At 53.5% G+C, this 22,624-nt stretch carries 22 protein-coding genes, 3 pseudogenes and 1 riboswitch; of the genes and pseudogenes, 16 read left to right on the top strand and 9 right to left on the bottom strand.

Annotation, left to right across the window (positions count from 1 at the left end):
• Positions 1 to 51 precede the first annotated feature (51 nt).
• Positions 52 to 303, bottom strand: coding sequence for a hypothetical protein (locus PSPTO_RS23945; RefSeq protein ID WP_057443232.1), 252 nt, complete (start codon positions 301 to 303; stop codon positions 52 to 54).
• Between the two features lie 321 nt (positions 304 to 624).
• On the opposite strand from PSPTO_RS23945, the gene PSPTO_RS23940 reads away from it, so the two are divergent.
• Positions 625 to 1,011 (top strand): hypothetical protein, encoded by a 387-nt coding sequence (locus tag PSPTO_RS23940; RefSeq protein ID WP_057443230.1) that lies wholly within the window; start codon positions 625 to 627, stop codon positions 1,009 to 1,011.
• 276 nt (positions 1,012 to 1,287) lie between these two features.
• On the opposite strand, the gene istB is transcribed toward PSPTO_RS23940, so the two are convergent.
• Both istB and istA read right to left on the bottom strand, forming a co-directional pair.
• Positions 1,288 to 2,097, bottom strand: coding sequence for an IS21-like element ISPsy4 family helper ATPase IstB (gene istB, locus PSPTO_RS23935; protein ID WP_005741073.1), 810 nt, complete (start codon positions 2,095 to 2,097; stop codon positions 1,288 to 1,290).
• Positions 2,094 to 3,116: an IS21-like element ISPsy4 family transposase gene (gene istA / locus PSPTO_RS23930; protein WP_002551322.1), complete on the bottom strand. Its 1,023-nt coding sequence runs from the start codon at positions 3,114 to 3,116 to the stop codon at positions 2,094 to 2,096. Before istA ends, istB begins: the two co-directional genes overlap by 4 nt.
• Before the next feature lie 261 nt (positions 3,117 to 3,377).
• Between istA and PSPTO_RS23925 the strand changes: the two genes are divergently transcribed.
• Entirely contained in the window at positions 3,378 to 4,997 is a 1,620-nt protein-coding gene (locus PSPTO_RS23925; RefSeq protein WP_011105087.1) for a methyl-accepting chemotaxis protein, read from the top strand.
• 125 nt (positions 4,998 to 5,122) lie between these two features.
• On the opposite strand, the pseudogene PSPTO_RS23920 reads toward PSPTO_RS23925, so the two are convergent.
• Positions 5,123 to 5,458: pseudogene (locus PSPTO_RS23920) on the bottom strand (DUF1264 domain-containing protein); the annotation flags it as partial.
• A 222-nt stretch (positions 5,459 to 5,680) separates the two neighbouring features.
• On the opposite strand from PSPTO_RS23920, the gene PSPTO_RS23915 reads away from it, so the two are divergent.
• Positions 5,681 to 5,905 (top strand): DUF6555 family protein, encoded by a 225-nt coding sequence (locus PSPTO_RS23915; protein WP_003425025.1) that lies wholly within the window; start codon positions 5,681 to 5,683, stop codon positions 5,903 to 5,905.
• A gap of 87 nt (positions 5,906 to 5,992) precedes the next feature.
• On the opposite strand, the pseudogene PSPTO_RS30345 reads toward PSPTO_RS23915, so the two are convergent.
• A pseudogene (locus tag PSPTO_RS30345) lies at positions 5,993 to 6,201 on the bottom strand (hybrid sensor histidine kinase/response regulator); the annotation flags it as partial.
• Positions 6,202 to 6,338: 137 nt separating this feature from the next.
• Complete coding sequence (locus PSPTO_RS23910; RefSeq protein WP_003425026.1) at positions 6,339 to 6,773, bottom strand: MerR family transcriptional regulator; 435 nt, start codon at positions 6,771 to 6,773, stop codon at positions 6,339 to 6,341.
• A gap of 91 nt (positions 6,774 to 6,864) precedes the next feature.
• Between PSPTO_RS23910 and PSPTO_RS23905 the strand changes: the two are divergent.
• The 10 genes and pseudogenes from PSPTO_RS23905 to PSPTO_RS23860 all read left to right on the top strand — a co-directional run.
• Positions 6,865 to 7,503, top strand: a pseudogene (locus PSPTO_RS23905) (arsenic resistance protein); the annotation flags it as partial.
• A gap of 115 nt (positions 7,504 to 7,618) precedes the next feature.
• Positions 7,619 to 7,942, top strand: coding sequence for a DUF190 domain-containing protein (locus tag PSPTO_RS23900; protein ID WP_003425054.1), 324 nt, complete (start codon positions 7,619 to 7,621; stop codon positions 7,940 to 7,942).
• Positions 7,943 to 8,037: 95 nt separating this feature from the next.
• Positions 8,038 to 8,110: riboswitch (Fluoride riboswitch) on the top strand.
• Positions 8,111 to 8,190: 80 nt separating this feature from the next.
• On the top strand, positions 8,191 to 9,537 hold the full coding sequence (locus tag PSPTO_RS23895) for a voltage-gated chloride channel family protein (protein ID WP_011267047.1): 1,347 nt from the start codon (positions 8,191 to 8,193) through the stop codon (positions 9,535 to 9,537).
• The gene (locus PSPTO_RS23890) at positions 9,534 to 9,899 is read left to right on the top strand and encodes a hypothetical protein (protein WP_003317538.1); all 366 of its coding nucleotides are present in this window, start codon (positions 9,534 to 9,536) and stop codon (positions 9,897 to 9,899) included. The genes PSPTO_RS23895 and PSPTO_RS23890 overlap by 4 nt, the downstream gene beginning before the upstream one ends.
• A gap of 80 nt (positions 9,900 to 9,979) precedes the next feature.
• On the top strand, positions 9,980 to 10,303 hold the full coding sequence (locus PSPTO_RS23885) for a DUF190 domain-containing protein (protein WP_003425060.1): 324 nt from the start codon (positions 9,980 to 9,982) through the stop codon (positions 10,301 to 10,303).
• A gap of 42 nt (positions 10,304 to 10,345) precedes the next feature.
• A complete protein-coding gene (locus tag PSPTO_RS23880; protein WP_003317536.1) occupies positions 10,346 to 10,612 on the top strand; it encodes a hypothetical protein in 267 nt (88 codons plus the stop codon).
• A 94-nt stretch (positions 10,613 to 10,706) separates the two neighbouring features.
• Positions 10,707 to 11,048 (top strand): hypothetical protein, encoded by a 342-nt coding sequence (locus tag PSPTO_RS23875; protein WP_003317535.1) that lies wholly within the window; start codon positions 10,707 to 10,709, stop codon positions 11,046 to 11,048.
• Between the two features lie 73 nt (positions 11,049 to 11,121).
• Positions 11,122 to 12,405 carry a phosphopyruvate hydratase gene (eno, locus tag PSPTO_RS23870; RefSeq protein ID WP_011105084.1) on the top strand — a complete coding sequence of 428 codons (1,284 nt, stop codon included), beginning with the start codon at positions 11,122 to 11,124 and terminating at the stop codon, positions 12,403 to 12,405.
• A gap of 115 nt (positions 12,406 to 12,520) precedes the next feature.
• Positions 12,521 to 13,066 carry an inorganic diphosphatase gene (gene ppa / locus PSPTO_RS23865; protein WP_003317533.1) on the top strand — a complete coding sequence of 182 codons (546 nt, stop codon included), beginning with the start codon at positions 12,521 to 12,523 and terminating at the stop codon, positions 13,064 to 13,066.
• Positions 13,066 to 13,668, top strand: coding sequence for a uracil-DNA glycosylase (locus PSPTO_RS23860; RefSeq protein ID WP_003317532.1), 603 nt, complete (start codon positions 13,066 to 13,068; stop codon positions 13,666 to 13,668). The genes ppa and PSPTO_RS23860 overlap by 1 nt, the downstream gene beginning before the upstream one ends.
• 8 nt (positions 13,669 to 13,676) lie before the next feature.
• Here PSPTO_RS23860 and PSPTO_RS23855 read toward each other — a convergent pair whose 3' ends face one another.
• Entirely contained in the window at positions 13,677 to 14,846 is a 1,170-nt protein-coding gene (locus PSPTO_RS23855) for a TDT family transporter (RefSeq protein WP_011105083.1), read from the bottom strand.
• 117 nt (positions 14,847 to 14,963) lie between these two features.
• Here PSPTO_RS23855 and PSPTO_RS23850 point away from each other — a divergent pair, with 117 nt between their 5' ends.
• The 3 genes from PSPTO_RS23850 to PSPTO_RS23840 all read left to right on the top strand — a co-directional run bounded on the left by PSPTO_RS23850 (position 14,964) and on the right by PSPTO_RS23840 (position 17,721).
• Positions 14,964 to 15,860 carry a LysR family transcriptional regulator gene (locus PSPTO_RS23850; protein ID WP_003317531.1) on the top strand — a complete coding sequence of 299 codons (897 nt, stop codon included), beginning with the start codon at positions 14,964 to 14,966 and terminating at the stop codon, positions 15,858 to 15,860.
• A gap of 157 nt (positions 15,861 to 16,017) precedes the next feature.
• Positions 16,018 to 17,010 carry a beta-propeller fold lactonase family protein gene (locus PSPTO_RS23845; protein WP_057443217.1) on the top strand — a complete coding sequence of 331 codons (993 nt, stop codon included), beginning with the start codon at positions 16,018 to 16,020 and terminating at the stop codon, positions 17,008 to 17,010.
• A gap of 330 nt (positions 17,011 to 17,340) precedes the next feature.
• On the top strand, positions 17,341 to 17,721 hold the full coding sequence (locus tag PSPTO_RS23840; RefSeq protein ID WP_003317528.1) for a COG4315 family predicted lipoprotein: 381 nt from the start codon (positions 17,341 to 17,343) through the stop codon (positions 17,719 to 17,721).
• 714 nt (positions 17,722 to 18,435) lie between these two features.
• Here the strand turns inward: PSPTO_RS23840 and PSPTO_RS23835 are convergent.
• Entirely contained in the window at positions 18,436 to 19,398 is a 963-nt protein-coding gene (locus PSPTO_RS23835; RefSeq protein ID WP_003425065.1) for a tyrosine-type recombinase/integrase, read from the bottom strand.
• A 366-nt stretch (positions 19,399 to 19,764) separates the two neighbouring features.
• On the bottom strand, positions 19,765 to 22,242 hold the full coding sequence (locus tag PSPTO_RS23830; RefSeq protein ID WP_057443220.1) for a hypothetical protein: 2,478 nt from the start codon (positions 22,240 to 22,242) through the stop codon (positions 19,765 to 19,767).
• Positions 22,243 to 22,624: the final 382 nt, after the last annotated feature.

Below are 22,624 nucleotides of genomic sequence, written 5' to 3'. Positions count from 1 at the left end.
CGGCAATGGTTGGGAGTGTTCGTCGGGGAGGGACTGTCTGAAGGCTTCTTTCTATGAGCTTTGGAGAGGGATAGCAGAGGGCAAGGGTGTGCCGTCCTCGTAGCGAACCAATTCTGTTCGGGCGATCAGCACTAAATTTTCAACCTGTACGAATGGCAGATCCTCAGCGAATAGCGAAATTTTCAATGTGTTATCAGAATCACACCTGAAGACCTCGGCGCATACTTGATTGGTGGCGTTAATAAGCTCGAGTCCCAGGCCATCACGGATCACGTCCGAAGCAATCTGAATCCGATATTCCATGTCTCAATCCTCGTGTTTGAACGTAACCGGTCAGCTAAAGGCCCATACCGCGTTATCGTCCATCGTCTTGAATCATCGCAATTATGGCTCCTAGCCGACCCGCTCCTGCTCAATACGCCGTGTGTGGAGTGTCGGAAGGATCGTTTTCGTACAATTAGGAGACGACTTGGTGAGCAGCGGCCGATACCGCCCCATGGTGGACATTTGCCTGTACCTGAAGTTGACTGACCATGAATTCGTATTGCAGCATGGAATTGACGTGTGGCAGCGCTGTGCGGCCAATCTGTAAGTGCTATCTTCGCACCTAATCGGAAGAAGCTCATGATCATGGTGTTACCGAAGATCGAACTCAGGGAACTGTCGGTGAAAGCGGATGCAGACGGTTTAACGCTGGGTGGTCTTATCCCCATTTGCGAACGCTTCGGCGTTGCACCGCATGATGTGCTGAACGAGTTGTCCGTCGCGGTTGCGGAAGGCTATCTACAAGGATCTCTGCTCTATGATTTTTGCGACGGCGTTATGAACGGGATCATAAATGCTGTTGTTGAAGTAGGCATGACTAACGACATGCCTCAGCCCGCTTTCTCGCTTTACCAAGCATTCGATCAAAGTGAATGGCTCCGCAGTAACGATCCACCGGAGACTGACCCCAGCAATAGATACACGAAGCCGGTGGTCGAGGAAATAATGCGTACCCTTAGAGGCTAGCTTTCAAAGGTCGAGAGGTTTTCGCTTTTCTGCTGGACGGCAGTGGATCGAATGCCGCTTTTGGCCGGTAGCTGCCGTTCCACACGGAGGGACGGTTCACCCCCGAGGCTCTGGAGCAAAACCGCAGCCAAGCAGTGGTCATTTTCAACGGGTAAATAATGAACCTTGTTTATGCATCTCCTTCCGAGATCTGCAAAACCTGTCTCATACCTTGGTAGGCCAATTATTTGTCAACGCCAACTAAAAAGTGACCCCCTTCCGTGCTAAATCGCCAACTTAGTTTTGACCCCCCTCGGGTTCATATTTTCGAGCCGGTTCGGCCCGAGAAGATTTGGTTCCTGCTTTGCGCTTGTCCTTGAGTCGATAGCTTTCACCTGTCATCTGCACGATATGGGCATGATGTAACAGCCTGTCCAGCATGGCCGCTGTCAGTGTTTGATCATCCGCAAAGGTTCCGGCCCACTGGGTAAACGGCAAGTTACTCGTGAGGATCAGGCTGCCTTGCTCGTAGCGCTTGGCGACAACATTGAAGAACAGGTTGGCTTCATCACGACCAAACGGCAGGTAGCCGATTTCATCGATGACCAACAACCCAGGGGCCATCACCACACGACTGAAGTATTCCTTGAGCCGTTCCTGGCGGTGCGCAGCGGTCAGTTGCAGCATCAAGTCAGCCGCCGTGACGAAGCGGGTTTTGATACCGGCCATCACTGCCCGGTAGGCCAGGGCGATAGCCAGGTGGCTCTTGCCTACACCACTAGGCCCCAGGAACACGATGTTCTCGGCACGTCCAACAAAACTCAGTGCTGCCAGCTCCTGGAGCTGTGCCCGGGGGACGCCGGTGGCAAACGCGAAGTCGTATTGCTCCAGCGTTTTCACAGCGGGCAGCGCGGCAGTTTTCAGCAGGGCCTGTCGAGAGCGTTCACTTCGGGCATCGGTCTCGGCAGCCAGCAGCTTTTCGAGGAAGTCGGCAAAGCTGTCTTCGCCGCTTGCTGCTTGTTGGGCCAGGTGCGGCCAGTCCACCCCGACGCGCTCAAGCTTTAGCCCCTTGCATAGTTCTGTCAGGCGAGCATGTTGAAGGTTCATGCTCTCACCTCCAGCAGTTGCTCATAAACCGACAGCGGATGCTGCAAGCTCTCGTACGGCAGGACCCGTCCCAGGCGTAGGCCTTGGGCGGGTTGTGGGCGCAGGCTCTGTGTTGGCAGTGGTAATAGTACCTGCTGCTCTTGGGCCAGACGTACCGCCGGTTGAACACCCGTCGTGCCGTGAATCCGCTGATGAGCGACTTCGTCGAGCCATTGGCCGATATGTGCGTTGGCCGTCACCACATCCAGCGTCAGACCCGCACTCTTGAGCGTAGCGGCCAACGGGGTAATGAAACTGCCCTTCAGATACCCGTTGAAGCGCTCAACCTTGCCCTTGGTCTGGGCACGGTAAGGGCGGCAGACCTTGGGAATAAAACCAAACTCATCGGCCAGCGCAGCCAATCGGGGATGCCAACGGTGCTGGCCCTCCCCAAAAGCATCTCGCTCGGTGATGATGGTTCCGGCGTTATCAAACAATGCCTGCTCGGGCACGCCGCCAAAGTAAGCGAACGCCTCCCGAAGCCCTGTCAGCCAGGCTTCGCTGTCCTCTCGCTCGGAGAAACGGACAAAGCTTGCTCGACTAAAACCAAGTGTCGCCACGAACGCCTTAAGCGGCTGACGGCCTCGTCGAATGGTGGTGAAGTCCACCTGTATCTGCTTGCCGGGCAGTGTCTCGAAACGTACCACCGGCTCTTCTGCCTTACGTTTGAAGGGGCGAATATAAGCCTTCAGACGACTGACGCCGCCGCTGTACCCCAATGCCGTGATCTCACGCAGCAGGACGGTCGCCGGAATCCAGTGTGGGCGCGCCGCCTCAATACGCTCGTGCAGGTAGTCCTTGAAGGGGTCGATTTTGCACGGACGTGCGGGTCTCACCTTGTCACTGGGTAGCGACCGGGCCTTTCGCAGGTACTTGCGCACGGTGTTACGCGAAATACCCAGCTCACGGGCGATGAATTTGATGCCATGGCCCTGACGGGCCAACACTTTAATTTCCACAGACTGCTCCTGGGTCAACATATTGGCAGCTCAAAGCCGCCAGTTTTACCCAGGGGGGTCAATTCTAGGTTGGCGTTAGGGGGTCATTTTTACAGTGGCGGTGACAATTATTGGTGATAACGTATTTCTTACATTGGTAAGTAACGGCCATAACCGACAATGGTACGCATGCGCCGCCGGGGGACGTGGTGTCAACGAGCTGACGAACAGCCATAATCCTTCACGATTTCTAGCCGATAGCTTCAAGACCAGGCCTCTGGCCATCTTGCAGTGGGAAGTCCTATGCGGCTCAGAAATATAAACCTCGCTCCACGCGCCACCTTGTTTTTTTCGGCCATCATTTTGCTGGTCGTGGTCTTGGGCGTCATCGCCATACTGCAGATGGGCAAGCTTCGCGATACGGAAAAGGATGTCGAACTGAATTGGCTACCCAGTATTCGGCAAACCGCGATGATGAACTCCACCGTCCTTCGCGTCCGGTTGGAGACCCAGCGGGCCGTTGCCGATCCTCAAACCGTTCAGCAGACCATCGTCAAATTTCCTGCCTACCGGAAAGCCATGAAGGATGCGGTCTATAACTATGAGACCCTCATTGCGAGTGACCAGGAGCGACAGTTGTTCTTGGCCGTGAAAAAGTCCTACGACGATTACGCAAGCCAACTGGATCTGCTGGAACCTTTGTTGAAGGCAGGCGACACCGCTTCGATTGTCAAACTCGTCGCTACCGGTATACGTCCCCTCACGAACCAAATGGAAACTCAGGTCGAGGAATTAACACAATTCAATAACAAAGGCGCTGCGCTTGCCGGTGTTCAAGCGACGCAAGTTTATGATTCAGGTCTTTACATCGTCATCGGCCTGATTATCTTCGTCGCGCTCCTGACTCTTTGTTTGGCAACTCTTCTAACCAAAACGATTACGTCGCCCATCGGGAGCGCCCTTAGCGTCGCCGAACGCATTGCCTCAAGCGATCTGACGAAGGAGGTTGAGGTAAGCGGTACCGACGAGGCAGGCAGGCTTTTGAGCGCGTTGGCCACGATGCAGCAGAACCTTCGAAGCACGATCATGCAGATCGCTGACTCCTCATCCCAACTGGCTGCCGCCTCGGAAGAAATGACCGCGGTGACTGAGCAATCCAGCCTTGGCCTGGTGTCGCAGAATGATGAAGTAAATCAGGCTGCAACTGCTGTCACCGAGATGAGCGCTGCAGTGGACGAGGTAGCACGCAATGCCGAATCAGCTTCCGAAGAGTCCAGGAAAGGTCAGGGCTATACGGAGGTTGGTTTGGAGCGTGTATCGCAGACGCTTAAGTCCATCGAAAAGCTGTCGAGCAACGTGCGCGACACCAGCGAGCAGATCACTGGCTTGTCCAATCGTGCACAGAACATTTCCAAAGTGGTTGAGGTGATCAGAGCCATTGCTGAGCAGACCAATCTGCTTGCGCTCAATGCCGCGATCGAGGCCGCTAGGGCGGGTGAACAAGGCCGAGGCTTCGCAGTCGTTGCTGACGAAGTTCGAGCCCTCGCTCACCGCACGCAAGTGTCTACGCAAGAAATTGAGCAGATGATTCAGGCCATTCAGAACGATTCTGACCAGGCCGTGAAGGCGATGGCCACCAGCAGAGAACTGGCTGCAGAATCCCTAAGCGTCGCAGGCGATGCCAGCAGTTCGCTTGACCAGATCGCGACAGCTATTACGGGCATCAACGAGCGTAACATTCTCATCGCCACCGCTTCGGAAGAACAGGCGCACGTCGCCCGGGAAGTCGATCGCAATCTGGTTAGCATTCGCGAGCTGGCCTCCCAAAGTTCTGCAGGTGCAAGCCAGACTGCAAGCGCTTGCAACGAGATGTCGAAGCTTGCGGTTGGTCTGAATCAGCTGGTCAATCGTTTCAAGGTTTAAGGTATTCACGTACGTCAGCGGACTCGTCCGATGTCCTTGGATATCGGACCTAGACTGTCGACTGTGCCTTGGCGATATACCGTCCTCCCTGAGCGTGAGCCTGCAGGGATTGCACAGTCTATTGGCTATTGGGTTGATCGGCTGTTTGTGTTTTGTGGGGTGGGTGACGTTGCGGGCCCGTGAAGATGTCCCGTAGGATCGTTGATCTGAATTGTCTTCCCATGCTGCCATCCATCCGCACCTGGATCTGCTTTGGGGATCTGAATATCGGCTCGTTGAGCTTTGATTGCCGACTTGACGATTCCCAAGCGTTGGTTGCGTTGTTGCTGCATTGCGGGATCAGCCTGGCCGTCAGCTGTGAACCCCATCATCAGTTGTGGAACACCTAGGGGAAGTGTTTTGTCTTGATCGGTGTGCCAGGTGTGCCACGTCTTGCCATGGGTATGAGCCAGTCGCTCCACCCGGTCAGCAATCTGAGTGACTCCACAGCAATTGAGCTTCATGGCCTGAAGATTGGTTGATAACAGATCGGGGATTCGCCACTTGCCTTTAGGCCTCAGTGTGGACTAAACACTATGCCGCCATTGCCGGAGCTGGTGAGGTGATTCAAAGAGACGGAACTTAGGAACTTGGGGATTTTCCGAATAAGGGAACTTCGTCACATTCCGGGAAAGGAATTGCCCATGCCACACTCCGCTCATTATCGAATCGAGTACGTGCACAATGGTGCCGACAAGAGCTTTTACGTCAGCGCGGAAATCATGAGCAATGCTGAGGCCTGGCACTGGGCTGCAGTGGATTCGGGGGTAGCGCAGATCCCGAAATATCGCCGAGACAGGGTCCAGATCGTTAGCAAGCCACTCGCCAAGCGGCACGGTATTGTCCAGGTGCAGTGGTCGCACGCTTAGTAGTCAGCTCAGTCTCGCATGGTGTATCAATGCACCATTAGAGCAAGCTGGCGGGCTTTGACGGCTGCACTGAACAAGAACGAATAGTCATCTGACCCCGTTGGGCCCCTCCAGCACTTGCCTCACCTTCTTAGCCAGATCGATGGGCACGTAAGATTTGGATAACATCAAAATCCCCCCGCATCCGTAGGCTCTAGCGAGTTTTCGGAATAACCAGTTTTCAGCGACACCTTTGGAGTGGGGTAAAAGCGCTTGGCTTCCCGGGCCAGCGTCACGCCTTTCATTCCACTAGGAATTGATCAGGTCGTAAGCGTCTGCCGAACACATCTTGTACCAGCCCGTTTGGTGTAGACGGACGCTCGAAACACCCTGTCGAGGCTATCGCGCTATTCGGTTTCGATGGCAGCTTGCTCCCCCTATGCTCTTGACTCGTCTAGGAGCAGCAACCAGAGCGAACCCCAGCAGCAGGTTCAAAAAGTGACTCAACAATCGTGCAGTCTGGAGTGTTCGAACCTAAGCATGTTGACTCACACATACCTGCCATTGAGAGCAGCTCTACCCGGATTTGCTGAAGCTTTGCTACCTTCGACTCTACTTCCGCTAGGTGCTTCTTGACCACCGAAAGCGCGTCAGCGCACGGACGATCAGCATCTGCTGCGAGCGCGATGAGTTCTCGGATATCTTCGAGCGGGAAACCCAATTCACGATTCTGCCGGATGAAGACGAGTCTTGATCGATGCTTTTCAGTATAGATTCGATGACGCCCAGTCGACCGCAGGGCGGGAGGTAAAAGGCCTATTTTCTCGTAGTAGCGAATCGTTTCAATGTGGCAACCCGTTGATTTCGACAGCGCCCCGATTCCTGACATGCAAACTCCCCAAGCATTTTCTTGAACCTGTAGCAGCTACAGATATTAACCTGTCTTCAGAAAATAATTTCACGCGCTTGAAGGGCATTTTGTGGACAGAGAACAGCTAGAGACTAACCAGATTCCCATTTACTTCGTCGCGGTCATTGTCGCGGCCCTCGGAGGCCTGCTCGCCCCCAATGCGTCTGAAGCATTAGGGTCGACGGTGACACCCACCATCGCAGTGCTGATGTACGCCATGTTTCTACAGATCCCGTTCTTGGATCTCCGTAATGGCCTCGCAAATAAGCGTTTCATGGCGGCGCTGCTCACAGCCAACTTCGTGGCCATCCCCTTGCTGGTTTGGGCATTGACGATGGGGATAACCAATCACCCGGCGATTTTGGTGGGTGCCCTGTTGGTCTTGCTGACGCCTTGTATCGACTATGTGGTGGTTTTTACCCATATCGGTAAAGGCGACTCCAAACTCACTCTGGCGGCCACCCCATTGCTTCTTTTGATGCAGCTTGTACTGCTGCCGGTGTACCTGACCTTCATGCTGGGTAACGACTCAACAGTGGTCATTTCTATAGGCCCATTTGTTGAGGCCTTTGTGATGCTGATCGCTTTGCCTTTGGTCTTAGCGGTAGCAACAGCTGCCGGGGCAAAGAGATCACGCATCGTTGAAAGCTGGAACAACGCATGGGCCTGGATGCCTGTACCGGCTATGGCGGCTGTATTGGTCGTGATGGGTAGGCTGCCCTGGGCGCTAGGCTCAGTTTCACTACACGTCGTGGGCTCGCTGGTAATGACGGCTGCCGGGCTTCTGTCCTATCAAATAATCAACACGCGCTGAGGAGAGGAACATGAAAGCTTTTCTGGTGACCTTCTTTACTCAACAGAATCGTCGCTATCAGGGAAAGATGCTCGGCGACTGGGTCGTTGATTTGGCGAAAGAAATGGGACTGCGGGGTGCGACTCTGTCCACAGGTATCGAAGGCTTTGGGCATACCGGCCGGCTGCATTCCTCGCATTTTTTTGAACTAGCGGATCAGCCTACCGAAATTCGTATGGCCATTACCGAGGACGAATCTGAACAGTTATTCAAGCGATTGGAGCTTGAAGATATCTCGTTGTTTTACATAAAAACCCCAGTTGAGCTGGGCTTCGTCGGAACAGAGGTCACCTAGTTTGGCCCTCTTTCGTAAGCGGTGACTCGAAGACGCCTTCGCTTGCCTCGTACTCCGAAACACGATTTTACATTTTGGACAGACCTAGCTAAGATCGGCGCATTGGAGATGGCATTCCTCCATTAACAAACCGCTGCGCCCGTAGCAGCTGATGATGCCTACAGAAACCTGATCAAACCAGGTCTGTAGGCGTTCGCGCTTAGAATCCCTTCTTTGGTCAGGCCCACTTATTTTTTGTGGCTGGCCAAATGTCTAAATTTCGACGACCTGAACAACTCGACTTACTGCCCTATATAGCGAAATGGCTTGCGCTTGCTGGTCTTGTAGCTCTTTTGGCAGGCTCTGCTTCTGCGTTATTCCTGCTTTCTTTGGATCATGCCACCCAGTGGCGAGAAACCCATCCCTGGGTAATCTGGCTCCTGCCAGTGGCCGGCTTTGCTGTGGGACTTGCATATCACTTGATAGGCAAACCCGTTGATGCCGGAAACAACCTGATCATCGATGAGATCCATGATCCTAAGAAGATCGTGCCTTTGCGCATGGTGCCGATGGTGCTGATCGGAACCGTGGTTTCCCACCTTTTTGGTGCATCTGTGGGACGTGAGGGGACGGCGGTGCAAATGGGCGGTGCCCTTGCCGATCAACTGACGCATGTCTTCCGTCTGCGCCGCGAAGACCGTCGGGTGATTCTCATGGCCGGTATCAGTGCTGGCTTTGCGTCCGTCTTCGGCACCCCTCTTGCCGGGGCTTTATTCGGACTTGAAGTATTGGCCATTGGACGTATGCGTTACGACGCGCTTTTCCCTTGCGTGGTTGCGGCAATCGTTGCTGACCAGGTGGGGCAAGCCTGGGGCGTGGTTCACACGCATTACGTCATTGGCGAAGTGGTTCCGGTGCAGCTGTGGAGCGTCATGGCTGTGGTGGCAGCTGGGATTGTCTTTGGCCTTACCGGCCTGCTATTCGCGACTGCGACCCACAAGCTCGGAGCCTTCGTTAAGCGGCTTATCACCTATTCACCATTAAGACCCTTCGCCGGCGGCCTGCTGATCGCAGTCGCAGTGTGGGCGCTCGGTAGTAACCATTACATCGACGTTGATAAGTACATCGGGCTAGGCATTCCGAGCATCGTCCAATCCTTTCAAATGCCAATGGCCCCTTGGGACTGGCTTGGAAAGATGGTGTTCACCGTTGTCTCCCTGGGGACTGGATTCAAGGGCGGCGAAGTCACACCGCTGTTTTACATCGGTGCCACCTTGGGGAATGCGCTGGCTCCCCTCTTGCACCTTCCCTTCGGCATGCTGGCTGGTATCGGCTTTGTCGCCGTCTTTGCCGGTGCAGCTAATACGCCACTGGCAACCATCGTTATGGCCATGGAGCTCTTCGGGCCCGAAATTGCTCCGCTTGCAGCCATTGCCTGTATCGCAAGTTACCTCGTATCCGGACACACCGGGATCTATCACGCCCAGCGCGTCGGCCACAGCAAGCATCACCGTCCTCTTCCGGAGGAAATCCGGCTCTCTGATATCAAGCAATTTCATGCTCAAAGTGAATCCGCCAGCGAGCGGAAAGTGACTCTTGCGGGGGAAGAGAAATGATTGAACATCACCAAGATCGCCTGACAGCTTTGCAACTCTATTTTCCTGGCGCTAGCCGGGCTCGCGTGACCAGCTTCTGGCACCACCTAAGCGCACCTGCACTAGCCCAGCACCTCCTTAAAGTTGCTCAAAAAGCAAGAATTGAGCAGGTCATGCTCAAGACGATTTCTGCAGGTTATTTGCCAGGCCATCGCATCTCCCATCATCACCCGGAGCTTGGCGATATGCGTCATCCCCAGTGTCTGGAATTGCTAGATACAGAGGACAAGCTGCGCGCATACCTGCGCGACCACGCTGACGAGTTACGCAAGGTGCGAGCAGTTCTTCTCTTATGTGAGTTACCGCTCACTGACGCGTCGTAATTCAGTTTGAAAACAGCTCGGAAATGAAGAGGTAAGGCCGACCGAAGCGTCGGTCACTCGCGACATTAGAGGATGTAGCTATGAACGGCTTTCAACTGACGTTTTTCACCGAACAGAGTACCAACTACCAGCACCTTCCACTGGGAGAGTGGTTGGTCGAGTTCGCCAAGCGAGAGGGCGCGTTGGGTGCGACGTTGGTGAGCGGTACAGAGGGGCTAGATCATTTGGGGCATTTGCATACGGCGCATTTCCTCGGCGGTGCCGACCATCCCGTCACGGTGACTATATCCACTGATGAAATTGGGTGCGACAGGTTGCTGGAGGCATTGGCCAAGGAGTCGTTTTCACTGAGCTATATCAAATTGCCCATCGAATACGGTCGAGTGGGCCAGGCGAAAAACTAAAAAACGCACCTTGTTGGACAACCGATAAAAAGGATAAACGCCATGTACCGAGTTTATAACCTACGTCCACAGCCAGCCCCCGCTAACTGGGCTCATGACAACAGGCAGCTCCTCGTAGGACTGGTTTTTTGGTCGCTTTTTCTGGCGGGCATCGCAGACAATCAAAAGATTTCGAGCGAGGGGTGGTACGTCGTCACCCCGCTCGAAGGCGCATTAGTCACGATGCGTATGCCCAGTGAAAAGTCCTGCAAGGCCGACGTAGCCCAGACCTGCGTACCGGGCTACGAGCTGAGAGCACAGCAACATTGAGCGCGATGGCGGTTGGCAATCCAAAGATGAGATCGCGAAATGGAGCTCACCGACGTCGGCTCATCAAAATCATTTTAGAGAATTGGGAGACCACATGAGCGCAGTGACGCTGAGCATCGTATTCGGGCTTGTGATGGGCAGGTTTTTCACAGGATCCGTCTATGAGTTCGCCGCGCTTTTCATCGTAAGCGTTGGAGTGTCCTTGCTGACCTTTCATCTGCTAAATCAAAGGCGCGTCAGGCTACAAGCCCAGACGGCGTATTGCTGCTCTGTAATGGTTGCTTCAAACCAAATGATGGAGCTTTTCCAGATGGCAAAAAGAGGGCAGTTCATGCCCTTGGTGGGAGAGATTCCTGAACTAATTATTGGAGGCTTCTTGGTTCCCGCAATTGCGGTGTCGGCAGTGCAGCTGTTCAGGATACTCATGGAGAGCTGACGTCCGACATAGAGGCCTCTCAACGGATTCAAATGGTTAATGACGCTCCCGAATCGTTACTTGGAGAAGATCAATGAAAACGCAAATCCAGGCCATTCATGCACGTGAAATTCTCGATTCACGCGGTAACCCTACCGTTGAAGTCGACGTCACCTTGGAGTGCGGCGCCATGGGCCGGGCTTCAGTACCGTCCGGTGCCTCTACAGGCGCTCACGAAGCAGTTGAGTTGCGTGACAAAGATACACAGCGGTACTCCGGCAAGGGAGTGTTAAAGGCCGTTAGCAATGTGAATACCGAAATACTTGAGTCTGTGAGGGGCATGAATGCGATTGACCAGGAACAAATTGATCATTTGATGATTAAGCTGGATGGAACCTCTGATAAATCCAGGCTTGGAGGAAACGCGATCTTGGGCGTGAGCCTCGCCGTTGCCAGAGCGGCGGCTTCTGCGCTGAACTTGCCCTTGTTCCAATATCTGGGCGGCGAGCAAGCAGCAAGAATGCCCGTCCCGATGTTCAATATTCTCAATGGCGGTGTTCACGCCAACTGGCAAGGCCCTGACTTTCAGGAATTCATGATTGCACCTACAGGGGCTGGCAGTTTCAAGGAAGCCTTGCGATGGGGCTCCGAGGTGTACCACGAGCTGAAAGCGGTGCTTAAGGACGCCGGCTATTCAACAGCGGTCGGAGATGAGGGCGGCTTTGCGCCGGCACTCAAGAAAAACTCAGACGCCATTGAGCTGATCATCAAGGCAATCGAGAGGGCTGGTTACACCCCTGGATCTCAGATCGAGATCGCTATCGATCCAGCATCCAGCGGCTTCTATGAAAACGGCCTTTACCATCTGCGCTCTGAGGGTCGTAAGGTCGATGCTCAAGAGCTGATTAATCTCTATTCCTCCTGGGTCGACAAGTATCCGATTGCGGTACTGGAAGATGGACTCGCGGAAGACGATTGGTCAGGCTGGAAGCTATTGAATGCAGCTCTGGGTGACCGGATCGAGTTGGTTGGAGATGACCTATTTGTCACCAATGTCGAACGGATTCAGCGAGGCATCACAGAAAACGTCGCCAATGCCGTATTGATCAAACCTAATCAAATCGGAACGCTGACTGAGACCAAAGCCGCCATCGAAATGGCCTATGGGGCAAATTGGGGGGCGATGGTTTCTCATCGTAGCGGGGAGACGGTGGACAGCTCCATCGCTGATCTGACTGTCGCGATGGGGACTGGCCATCTCAAGACAGGAGCTCCATGCCGGGGGGAGCGGGTCGAGAAATACAATCAGTTTCTGCGAATAGAAGAGGATCTTGGCAGCCGTGCGTTTTATGCAGGACATGATGCATTCGTGCGCTGACGGCCTATCGCCGGTAAACCTGTTGGACTGGTTACCGTAAAAAAACGAACCACGTATAGCTGTTGGCAAAAACGTCAGTGGCATTGGCCTTTCCTAGACGCTTGGAGATATGAGCATGAGCTACACGGATATTCCAGCTGGTAACGCGATCCCCGATGACTTCTTCACCGTTATCGAGATTCCTGCAAACCACTCGCCGATCAAGTACGAGGTGGACAAGCCAAGTGGACAGATCTTCGTTGATCGCTTCCTCAGCACGCCGATGTTCTACCCGGCTAACTACGGGTTCATTCCAAATACCTTGAGCGATGACGGCGATCCTTTGGACGTCCTCGTGATTTGCCCTTACCCGGTATCACCTGGCGTTGTCATCCGCAGTCGCCCAGTAGGTGTGATGTACATGACGGACGAAGCTGGTGCGGATGCCAAGGTAATCGCAGTGCCTCATGAAAAACTCAGCTCTATGTACAGCAATGTAAAGGAATGCTCTGACCTCCCTGCGTTACTCCTCGCACAGATTCAGCACTTCTTCGAAAACTACAAAGCGTTAGAGCCGGGTAAGTGGGTGAAAATGGGCCGCTGGGGGAGCGCAGACGAAGCGCGGGAAGATATTCGTAAATCGGTAGCGGCCTATAACCTGAAGAAGGAGGCTTCCAAGTAGTGTTACTCAATCAGAAAAGCGCAGAGCAGGAAATTTCTCTTAAGGTAAGAGAAGACTTTTTGCTGCTGCCGAAAACTGCTGAATTGACGCGCTGGGTAATGGCCCAGTCCACGGGCGAAAGAACATTACCGTATTTCGATCCACTGGATGGCGGCGTCTTCGCAAGGGTATTGATCTTGTTGGAATCGCCCGCTCGAACGGTCAGTCTTCCACGGTATGTCTCAAGAGACAATCCGGGGCCTGCACAACGCAACCTGAAAGGTTTCATTGAGCAGGTTGGACTGGCACGTCACAAAACCGTCCTTTGGAATTTGTACCCTTGGTTACCAGATCTCGATAAGCCCAAGGGTCCGCTCCGCAGAGCGCAAATTGAGGAAGGTATCGAGATGCTGATCACGCTACTGACGCTTTTCCCTGATCTCGTCACTATCGTGTTTGCCGGACGTGTTGCCCAGAAAGCCATACCGCGTGTTCGGCTCGCCTTCCCTAATTTTTCATTGCTGGAAATGCCACACCCAAGCCCCCTTTCCGTTTGCACTCACCCGAATGTTAGGCAGCGCATTTTGTCCACACTGCGTCACGCCAAACAGTCGATCAAGTAGCCAAAGGCTCAGGTTTTGCTCGCCTTGCTCAGCGAGTGGATACACGGCGAGACGAACAAGTTGCCGCGATAGGCACCAGCCAGGGTTTTAGCCGCGACGATCATCCACATGACAGTCAGCATCAACACCAGCCCCACGCCAAAGAAGCTAAAGAACGTGAGGTGCAGCATAGAGCCCAATTTGAGGGTTGTTACGGCGTACACTCCCAGCGGAAAGGTGAAGCCCCACCAGCCGAGGTTGAAGGGAATGCCCTCCCTGAAGTAGCGCCCGGTAATTAGCAGCGCCAATACCATCCACCACAATCCCAGCCCCCAGAACAGCACACCACCGATCAAGCCAATGCCCTCGGCTACGCCGCCGATGCTTGCCATTCCATGGGCAGCAAAGATTGCTGGAGCATCGTTGCCCAGCAGCAACATCCCCAAAGCCCCGGTACCGATCGGCCCTAAAGACAGCCAGCTCGATGCTGCCATGCTTTCATGAGGTAGTTTGTGCAGAGCCATGCGCAGTAACAGGATCACCAGTATGCTCAAGGCGACGGGCACCGAGTAGGCCCACAGCACGTAGCTGGTGATGAGCATGGTGAACTGTGCGCTCGCATCAGCGAGGTGCGGAGCCAATAGACCGCCACTGGCGGCAGCCACCTCAGCCGCAACTACTGGCAGCAGCCATACCGCTGTCATCTGATCAATGCTGTGCTGCTGGCGAGTAAACATCATATACGGGATCAGCACCCCGCAGGCCAATGCCATGGTGACATCGATCCACCACAACACTTCGGCTAAAGCGACTACCCCACCCCCCCAGCGTGGCAAACCATAAAGGAGAAAACCGTTGATGATGGTCGCCAATCCCATGGGGATAGTTCCAAAAAACATCGATACAGTGGAGTGGCCGAAGATCTGTTTGGCCTCATCGAAGAACAATACCCAACGGCTCGCGTACATCAGCGTAAACAGGCAAAACAGCACGATATTAAAAAACCACAAGGCTTCCCCTAACGCTTTGGGCCACTGCGCAACAAAGGGCAGTTGGCCCAGAGCCAGCGCCAGAATCCCGGTGCCCATCGTGGCGGCGAACCAGTTGGGTGTGAACTGCCGGATCGCTTCTCGTGGATTGGACAAAGCCGCCAGTGGATGGCTGCCGCCCATTATAGCTGCGAGTCGTGTCTCACTCATTTTCGCGCTCCCGCTTCAGTGTGCCTTCGATATGACATGGTTGAAGTATAGCTTGATGGGAATAGCGGTAAAAACGGATAGTATAGGTTTATATGACCTATAAAGAAGGTAGATTACATGAAGCTAAGCCTACGCCAGCTACAAATTTTCTGCGCCGTCGCGCAGCACGGTAGCACCACCAGCGCCGCCATTTCGGTGTCACTGTCCCAATCTGCAACCAGCGCCGCACTGAACGAGTTGGAAAGCGCCTTGGATACCAGGCTGTTCGACCGTGTAGGCAAGCGTTTAGTGCTGAACGATAACGGCCATGCCTTACTGCCTCAAGCCAGAAGGATGCTTGAGAATGCACAACAGATAGAGGCCAGTTTCTTACCCGGCCATGCCGGGCTGAAGACACGCTTGCGGGTAGGATGCAGTACCACGATAGGCAATTATGTTCTGCCATTGATTCTCGGTGAGCTACGTCAATCAACACCACATTTGAGGGTCGATGTCGACATGGCCAACAGCATGGCTATCGCAAGAAGAGTCGCTGATTTCGAGATTGATATGGGCCTGATCGAGGGGCCTTGCCACCTGCCCGAACTCAGTGCCGAGCCTTGGCTAATTGATGAGTTGCTTATTGCCGCAGGCCAACGGCACCCCTTGGCACTAAAGCAGCAGGTCACACTTGATGATCTTCGTACCGCTGAATGGCTACTGCGCGAGCCAGGTTCTGGTACCCGTGAAGAAGTCGAACAATTGCTGCTGCGTCATTTGCACGATCTCGCCGAAACGCGCCAGATCGGCAGTTCAGAGGCCATCAAGCATACCCTCGCACAAGGCATCGGCATCAGTTGCCTGTCCCGCTGGGTCGTTCGGGATCTACTGGCCTCTGAAGTCTTGGTTGAACTGCCGCACGCGTTGCCTGCACTGACCCGACGTTTTTTTCTGATCCGTCACCGGGACAAATACATCTCGCCTGGGCTTGAGCGATTCTGGGAAAAATGCAGTCAATTCGTGAGCCAGGAGTAGCTAGACCTATTTATAAAACAGGTAAGAGCTACCAAAACAAGTTGTTTCCGGAATTTATCAACGACGCATAAAGTCAACTCATTGCCCTGCAGCGATGAACGAGTTGTATATGCCAAGGCGCGACTGGGTGCCTTGCTTACCCTATGAGGAAATTCTGATGAATGTGATAAAGAAAACCGTCACAGCCCTGACGTTGGGTGTTGCGTTGGCCGCATCGATGAGCGCGTGTGCCGCGCAAGATCGCTGGACGTTTGACGGCGATATTCACAACAACTCGCTGGCCGTCAGCCCTGATGAAACGACGGCGGTGGTCTCTTACAGTCAGCGTCCAGATGTAGTGGTTTATGATTTGAAAACCGGTAAGGTTCGCCAGGTTCTCACCGGCTACGTCACGCCGCGAAATATTGTGTTTTCGCCAACTGGCGATGTGTTCTACCTCTCCGACAGCAGTTTGGGGGTCGTGCGCAAGATTGACACCAAGACTTTAAAAGTGATCGCAGATATTCCGTTGGGCGCAGGTGCTTTTGGTACCACACTCAGCAAGGACGGAAGCCTGCTCTACGTCAACAATGAAGCGGCCAGCACGCTGTCGGTCATTGACCTTGATCACCAGCGGCCAGTAGCTGTGGTACCTGGCTTCTCCCAACCGCGCCAGGGCATCCGAGTAAGTCCTGACGGCAAAACCGTCTATGTCACCAACTTTCTTGGGGACAAAATTACCTTGGTCGACAGCAAGACCAATACGATTGAAGGTGAGATCACTGGCTTCAACAAGTTGCGCGCCATCTCCATATCGGCGGACGGCAATACGCTGTACGCGGCTAACAGCGGCAGTAACAGCATCGCAGTTGTCGACACTCAAAAACGCGCCATCACAACCACCGTCATTGTTGGCAAAGACCCCTACGGCGCAGCCCTCACTCCAGACGGGCTGCACGTCTACTCGGGTAACCTCGGTGACAACAGCCTTTCAGTGATCGACACCAAAACGCTGAAAGTGACCACCACTGTGACCGGTTTGAAGGCACCCCGCCAGGCCATTGTCTTCACCAAAGACAAGTCGAAGGCGTATGTCCTCAATGAGGACTTGAGTATCTCCACAGTCGATCTCGCCAGCAACAAGGTGGTGTCGACGCTCAAGGCCGACTGATTGAACAGCGCAGGCCTTCATGGGGGCCTGCTGATACTCCACGACCAAGTGAATAATAATGAGTGAAAATGATGAGTCCTGGATGATGGATCGCCGTCGCTCATTGAGATGAGCCAATGATGCTTGACCGTGAGCGTCGCTTTGCTCAATTGAGGAAGGCACAGGGTCCGGGGGGGGGGGAGAGCCCAGCATTCCAGCAAAAAATGATATCGGGACGTTTTTTCTATGGAGTCGAATTAACCTGTTTGTGGCTCGTCTATTGTCTGATCGCTTGCCGTTTCAGAGGCAGGTGGGTCTTCTAAAAATTAAAAATGACCAAAGGAAATACATATGTTCAAAAAGATGATTCTCACCGTCGCTGTTGCCGCCAGCTGCATGTCGGGTTTGGCGCTCGCCGATGCGCCAGTCAAGCTTGCTGAAACGGACAAGGGAAAAGTACTCGTAGACGCAAAAGGTATGACTCTTTATACCTTCGGTAAGGACACCTCGGGCAAGTCGGTCTGCAATGGGCCATGCGCTTCAAACTGGCCACCTCTACCGGTATCCGCAGACGCGAAAGCGGGTCATGATTACTCTGTCATCACTCGAGACGATGGCACAAAACAATGGGCATACAAAGGCATGCCACTTTACAGCTGGGTCAAAGATACCAAGCCAGGGGATACAACCGGTGACGGCGTCAACCAAGTCTGGCACGTTGCCAAGCCGTAACGTCAAATAATTAATAGGCTGGCTTACGCCACTGGCTTTGTCAGTGGCGCAAACCAGAAGAATACACACCTGATATTTTCGCCAACATACAGCCGCCGCGCCTCATAAATCTTTGATGGATCATTTCAACGAAAAATGGGGCCGAGGTACGGTACACCTTGGACGTATTCCCGTAACGCCAGCCTGAGGATTTCGTTTGGCCGGGAGTCTGTGACGATGCGCATGGTGGTTCCATCCAGCCGCTAGTGGACCGATATTCTGAGGCAACGCCAATTAGAACGGTAGGGCATCGTAAATATGCGGGCGAAGGTCTGCTTATGGCCGAAAGCTGCCGTTAATAAGCCGACCAACAGGCGTCGCTTTGTTGGTTGGTGCGCATGGCTTACAACTCAAACAAGGGTATGGTTTTGGGCGTATCAAATCGGCCCGCACAGCGCTACCTTCAGCATCTAACAAACGTACGCTGAGGAGTCGAAACAGTGGAGACTGAACGAGGTGTTGAGGAACGGAACGGTCGATGGTCGATCGTTGCCGGACGTGCTGTATGCACTGGCTGCATGGAAAGCCAAGCGCTGGAAGACTGCGAAAGCCCCTTTCTACATGCCGACACCTGTCCAGCCAGCGATGTGGAAGGTCATCATCCATGGGCAGCGTTGCACCACATCCTTGGCAGTGCGCGTGGGTGAGCTGCCGCTTAGGCCTCGATCACTTCAATTAATACTTCACTTTATAGGTGGGTGAATCCTCCGGCCGGTTCTCCCGCCGATCGTAGATCTTGGTCGTGCTGATGTTGGCATGACCCAGCCAGGCCTGGACCTTGGCGATATCGGCTTCATGCTCCAAGGCGTTGGTGGCTGCCGTTGCTCGGAGTCCATGAACCCCAAGGCCGTCGACCTCAATCCCGGCCTTTTTCGCGTAGGCCGTGACGACGGCATAGATGCCGTTTGCCGTGATACCGGCGCCGGTCAATTTACCTCGCAGCGGCATGAACAGTGGCACCTTCCGTTCGGCCAGATGATGCTCTGAGTTTTCCAGGTACTGATGAATACGCCCGGCTGCGATCGGGTGCAACGGGAGGTATCGCACCTTGCCGCCCTTGCCGTGAACCTTCAGATGCTGAATACCGCGGCGCTCCTGAATGTCGCTCACCTGCAGCAGCGCCGCTTCTTCACGGCGCAGTCCGTGATAGAGAAGAACAGCCAATAGCGCCCGGTCGCGCTGCCCTTTAAGTGTTGTTTCATCCGGCGCCTCGAGCAGCGCCTTCGCCTGGTGGTCACCCAACGCCGGCGTCTTGCCTTCATTGCTTTCTATCCTGGGACGTTTTACCCCATGCACTGGATTGCCGCCGGCGATCGCATTGTTCTCCAGGAGGTGATCAAAGAGGCTGGCCAGCGCGGCCAATTTGCGCCGGATCGTGGCTCCGGCCAAACCGCGATGCTCGAGGTGGGCTCGCCAGGCTAAAACATGCGATCGGGTCACGACCCGAAATTCATCGGCCGAAGCCAAGCCGATAAAACTACAGAAGTCTTCCAGGTCGTTTTGGTAAGCACGTCGTGTTCGAGGGTTGTCCAGGTTGGCAAACCACTCGACCGCGGCTGGAACCTTGGCCAGCGTCTGAAATTCGACCGCCGTGAGCCGACGCTGATCATTCGTATGGTTTTTCGTCAGTTCCTGCATATCGTTCTCATCATTGGCTATCCTGCAATCGCTCTCAAAGCTTTCGGTCACAAAATCATCGCTATATCAGTCCGCCGTTGCTAAAACCGATAAACGGCAATAAGTGGTGATAACCTATTTTATCGCCAGTTATAATGAGCGACACATGCCGCTTAGGCACTCTCCGCTGCTGTCAGTAAAGTGCGTTTGGGCCGATTGGTGCCCGTCACGAACGACCGCAACTGGCTGATAGCGGACTCGTCTGGGACGCAGAAAAGGACCAAAGCCCGCAAATAGCGCTGAGCAGTGGCTGACTGTCCCCGTCTTCTGTTATGTCAGAAAGGGGATAATCATCGCACGCTGCCTATTATAGGGTTGGCCTAATAATTACCTGCCTCGCCTGCTAGCAGGTGGCACTCTCGGTGCAAGATGCCTGGCAACCGTTTGAAAGGTTTCTTCCTGACTTGTTAGCAATGCGGCGAAGTCAAAATAGTTTACCGTAAAGTTCGCGGCATGCCATTGGCCTTCAAGGTAGTCCTTAAAGGCCGCTGTCTTTTTGTACCTGTCGGATATAGCAAAAGAAGCTGCAAATTTTGAAACCTCTTCCCGGGTAGCTTCATTAAAAATCGGAGTGTCGGTGGACATTGCGTCAAGGAAAGCGAACGAACCTGCCCAATACCTGATGTGATAGATCCCTATGGACGTGGCCCTAAAATAGAAATCTTCAGGGTCTTCGCTATCCTGGACGTGAATTTCTCTGTAGTGACCATGCGGTGTTTCAATGAGTCTGCGCTTCGCCAGTCCTTTCAGCGACTTCGCAATTTGGTCGCTGATGAAACCTTGAGTTGCGACTTCAGCACCGATTATCCTCCCGCTTACGAAGCCGTCATTGTCAGCGACCCCTTGGCTTGAAGCTAGATAGGCGACAATCAGCGATGCTAGAAAGTGCTCACGGGGGTCTGCCATGCTCTGAATATCAAAAAGGTTGCAGGCGACAAACGACGACTGTGCGTTGAAATATGCGTATTCACCCAGCAAAGCGTGTTTGGTGAACTCGTGCAACGGTATTCGATAGTTTCCTCGTTCTTCCTCAATGTTGACTATCTTCTGCGAGTCGACGTTAGGGCTCCCAAAAAAGCCAGTGATCAACTCAATCACCGAGCGGGTATTGCCACCAGTGACGTTGCTGAGAAACGTTTTGATCTGATCGTTTGCCCGTATCGAGCGGAGCGTCGCGTTTAAGAAAGCCACAACGCTTGTCAGGTGCACCCTGATGTCAGTCAAGGTTGCCGGAGCGACGCTGCCTTCCGCGACACGGCCAGCAAATATCAGACGTTTCTGCACTACCTCATCAGCGGGGGGCGGAGAGATCGTTAACACTTTGTTTTGATACCCGGACAGCGCACCTGTCGTCTTCGAGAGAAAGAATGTGCTAGGGCGTAAAGCCACAAAAACAAGCAGATTGCGCGTCGAGGCGAATTCCTGAGCGATTAAGAAGGTTTCCTGCTGTACCTCGAACGACCGCTGATCAGCATTGTCGAGAACTAAAATTATCTGTTTTCCTCGCCCTCTTGATAGGTGACCTAACGATGCGCGTAGGTGCATATCCGTCTTCTTGGTCAAGTCAATTAAAAAACTGGCTCGTTCATCGTCATACTTGGCGCGATTGGTATCCTTAAGTCGACCAGGCGTTGTTTTATCGAAATCGAGCAAGTCACGATGATAAATGGACTCAACAAAAGACGCTTCATAGATATCTAATGCGTAATTTTCTTTCAGGGCGCACGGTATTTCGGATAATAAAAAGTCTTTAACTGAAGTGCTGAGTGTCGCCTTGTTCCCTAGATTGAGGTTCAGAAAGTAAGTCTGAGCCCGTTCTGATATGCTCAGGCTCTCGTAGAGATTTTCAAAAAATGAGGTCTTGCCCACCCCAACATCACCGATGATCACAATCGGTCTTGATCCAGCCGCGGCTAATGATGGGTCGCTGAATTGCAAATTGCCTTCATCCACCACCGCTATTTCGTCAAATGCGGAAGGCGCCACCCCGACTTCTCCAGCACGTCGGTAACGGGCCTGGATAACCTTCCTGCTCAGCAGCAGGTGGCGGTTATTCGCTTCCAGCTTGATGTAACACTCCTTGTAAAAGTCTGTCTTAAGCTCTGGGTTGTCCTCTATTTCTTCTAGCAAGAGCGACGATAAGGATCGCAAGTTTTCCTGAAACTGGTTTCGGTACCTGTATTTGAGTGGTTCAGGTATTACCGTTGATGCTTTTGGCGGGATCCGGGGATGACGATGATGAGCCAATTCACGATAGGCTCGGTTTTCGGCAATTCCTTCTGGAGACATCAGTTTCCAAAGCATCGCAAAATTCGCTACATAGGAATCGAATCCGTTGAAAATGTAGCACTCGCCATCCAAAGGTTGGTAACCAGGGGATATCGCTTGAAAGATAGCCAACTGCGGCCCATTGCAGACGATTGCGATGGAGGCGCCCCTGATCGCACAGTATGGGATTACTTGTTTGACTGCAGATTCAAATATTTTTGAAGAGAGGATCAAGGAGGGCATCTTGCGTAGCAGATTGCCGCCAATCGACGGGAAATCGAAATAAGCCGATTCGCGTTTAGCCTCTAGTATGGCTTTCGCTGGGTTCCCAAAAATGTAGTCTGCACGACCGCCCAACTCGTCAGTCTTTTCTACGGTCACGTTCGGGTGTGCCCATCCAAGGCACTCGAAGATCAACCTATCAATGAACTGAAATCTGTTCTGTGCTTCGTTCCAGTGAGGGCTGTCAGCTGGGAGCTCCGCAAGGATTCGTTTTAAGTTCTCCAAACCTTCAGACATTTCAATAAGCGCCTGCATCAAGCCTCCATGCTGTGGGAACTCAAAGTCCGATCATATCGAATCGTTGAGGCGTTTCAATAGAAATTACTGTTCAGAAGCGGGTCCATGTACTGTTTCCTACAGTGTGATGGCTTAGGTCGATCTTGGCCGGTGTCAATAGCTGCCACCGCATGGGCAGCTATCGACCCATAGGCGACATTAGCGCCACGAGACATCGCGCCAAGACGCTCGTCTGCTTAGCGCGTGTTTGCTGGCTCACCGAGTACACAAGGGTGGGGCAAGGCTATGAAGATCATTGGGCGATTCGAAACAGAAGTCGTGACCGACGTGAGATGTGAAATTCGTACAGGCTCGACCCGTGTAGACGCCGGCGAGCTTCAGTTCGCCACCTCCGTAAGTC

This window comes from Pseudomonas syringae pv. tomato str. DC3000 (genome assembly GCF_000007805.1).
Classification (GTDB): domain Bacteria; phylum Pseudomonadota; class Gammaproteobacteria; order Pseudomonadales; family Pseudomonadaceae; genus Aquipseudomonas; species Aquipseudomonas avellanae.
Note: the sequence above shows the minus strand (reverse complement) of the source record. Positions and strands in the feature narration are given on the sequence as shown.

Excerpts from the sequence above, each read along its gene's own strand:
- ppa (WP_003317533.1), top strand. The coding sequence starts at position 12,521 with ATGAGCTACACGGATATTCCAGCTGGTAACGCGATCCCCGATGACTTC.
- eno (WP_011105084.1), top strand. The coding sequence starts at position 11,122 with ATGAAAACGCAAATCCAGGCCATTCATGCACGTGAAATTCTCGATTCA.
- istA (WP_002551322.1), bottom strand. The coding sequence starts at position 3,116 with ATGTTGACCCAGGAGCAGTCTGTGGAAATTAAAGTGTTGGCCCGTCAG.
- PSPTO_RS23900 (WP_003425054.1), top strand. The coding sequence starts at position 7,619 with ATGAAAGCTTTTCTGGTGACCTTCTTTACTCAACAGAATCGTCGCTAT.
- PSPTO_RS23910 (WP_003425026.1), bottom strand. The coding sequence starts at position 6,773 with ATGTCAGGAATCGGGGCGCTGTCGAAATCAACGGGTTGCCACATTGAA.
- PSPTO_RS23885 (WP_003425060.1), top strand. The coding sequence starts at position 9,980 with ATGAACGGCTTTCAACTGACGTTTTTCACCGAACAGAGTACCAACTAC.
- PSPTO_RS23940 (WP_057443230.1), top strand. The coding sequence starts at position 625 with ATGATCATGGTGTTACCGAAGATCGAACTCAGGGAACTGTCGGTGAAA.
- PSPTO_RS23875 (WP_003317535.1), top strand. The coding sequence starts at position 10,707 with ATGAGCGCAGTGACGCTGAGCATCGTATTCGGGCTTGTGATGGGCAGG.
- PSPTO_RS23830 (WP_057443220.1), bottom strand. The coding sequence starts at position 22,242 with ATGCAGGCGCTTATTGAAATGTCTGAAGGTTTGGAGAACTTAAAACGA.
- PSPTO_RS23895 (WP_011267047.1), top strand. The coding sequence starts at position 8,191 with ATGTCTAAATTTCGACGACCTGAACAACTCGACTTACTGCCCTATATA.
- PSPTO_RS23850 (WP_003317531.1), top strand. The coding sequence starts at position 14,964 with ATGAAGCTAAGCCTACGCCAGCTACAAATTTTCTGCGCCGTCGCGCAG.
- PSPTO_RS23855 (WP_011105083.1), bottom strand. The coding sequence starts at position 14,846 with ATGAGTGAGACACGACTCGCAGCTATAATGGGCGGCAGCCATCCACTG.
- PSPTO_RS23890 (WP_003317538.1), top strand. The coding sequence starts at position 9,534 with ATGATTGAACATCACCAAGATCGCCTGACAGCTTTGCAACTCTATTTT.
- PSPTO_RS23945 (WP_057443232.1), bottom strand. The coding sequence starts at position 303 with ATGGAATATCGGATTCAGATTGCTTCGGACGTGATCCGTGATGGCCTG.
- PSPTO_RS23925 (WP_011105087.1), top strand. The coding sequence starts at position 3,378 with ATGCGGCTCAGAAATATAAACCTCGCTCCACGCGCCACCTTGTTTTTT.
- istB (WP_005741073.1), bottom strand. The coding sequence starts at position 2,097 with ATGAACCTTCAACATGCTCGCCTGACAGAACTATGCAAGGGGCTAAAG.
- PSPTO_RS23845 (WP_057443217.1), top strand. The coding sequence starts at position 16,018 with ATGAATGTGATAAAGAAAACCGTCACAGCCCTGACGTTGGGTGTTGCG.
- PSPTO_RS23915 (WP_003425025.1), top strand. The coding sequence starts at position 5,681 with ATGCCACACTCCGCTCATTATCGAATCGAGTACGTGCACAATGGTGCC.
- PSPTO_RS23880 (WP_003317536.1), top strand. The coding sequence starts at position 10,346 with ATGTACCGAGTTTATAACCTACGTCCACAGCCAGCCCCCGCTAACTGG.
- PSPTO_RS23835 (WP_003425065.1), bottom strand. The coding sequence starts at position 19,398 with ATGCAGGAACTGACGAAAAACCATACGAATGATCAGCGTCGGCTCACG.
- PSPTO_RS23840 (WP_003317528.1), top strand. The coding sequence starts at position 17,341 with ATGTTCAAAAAGATGATTCTCACCGTCGCTGTTGCCGCCAGCTGCATG.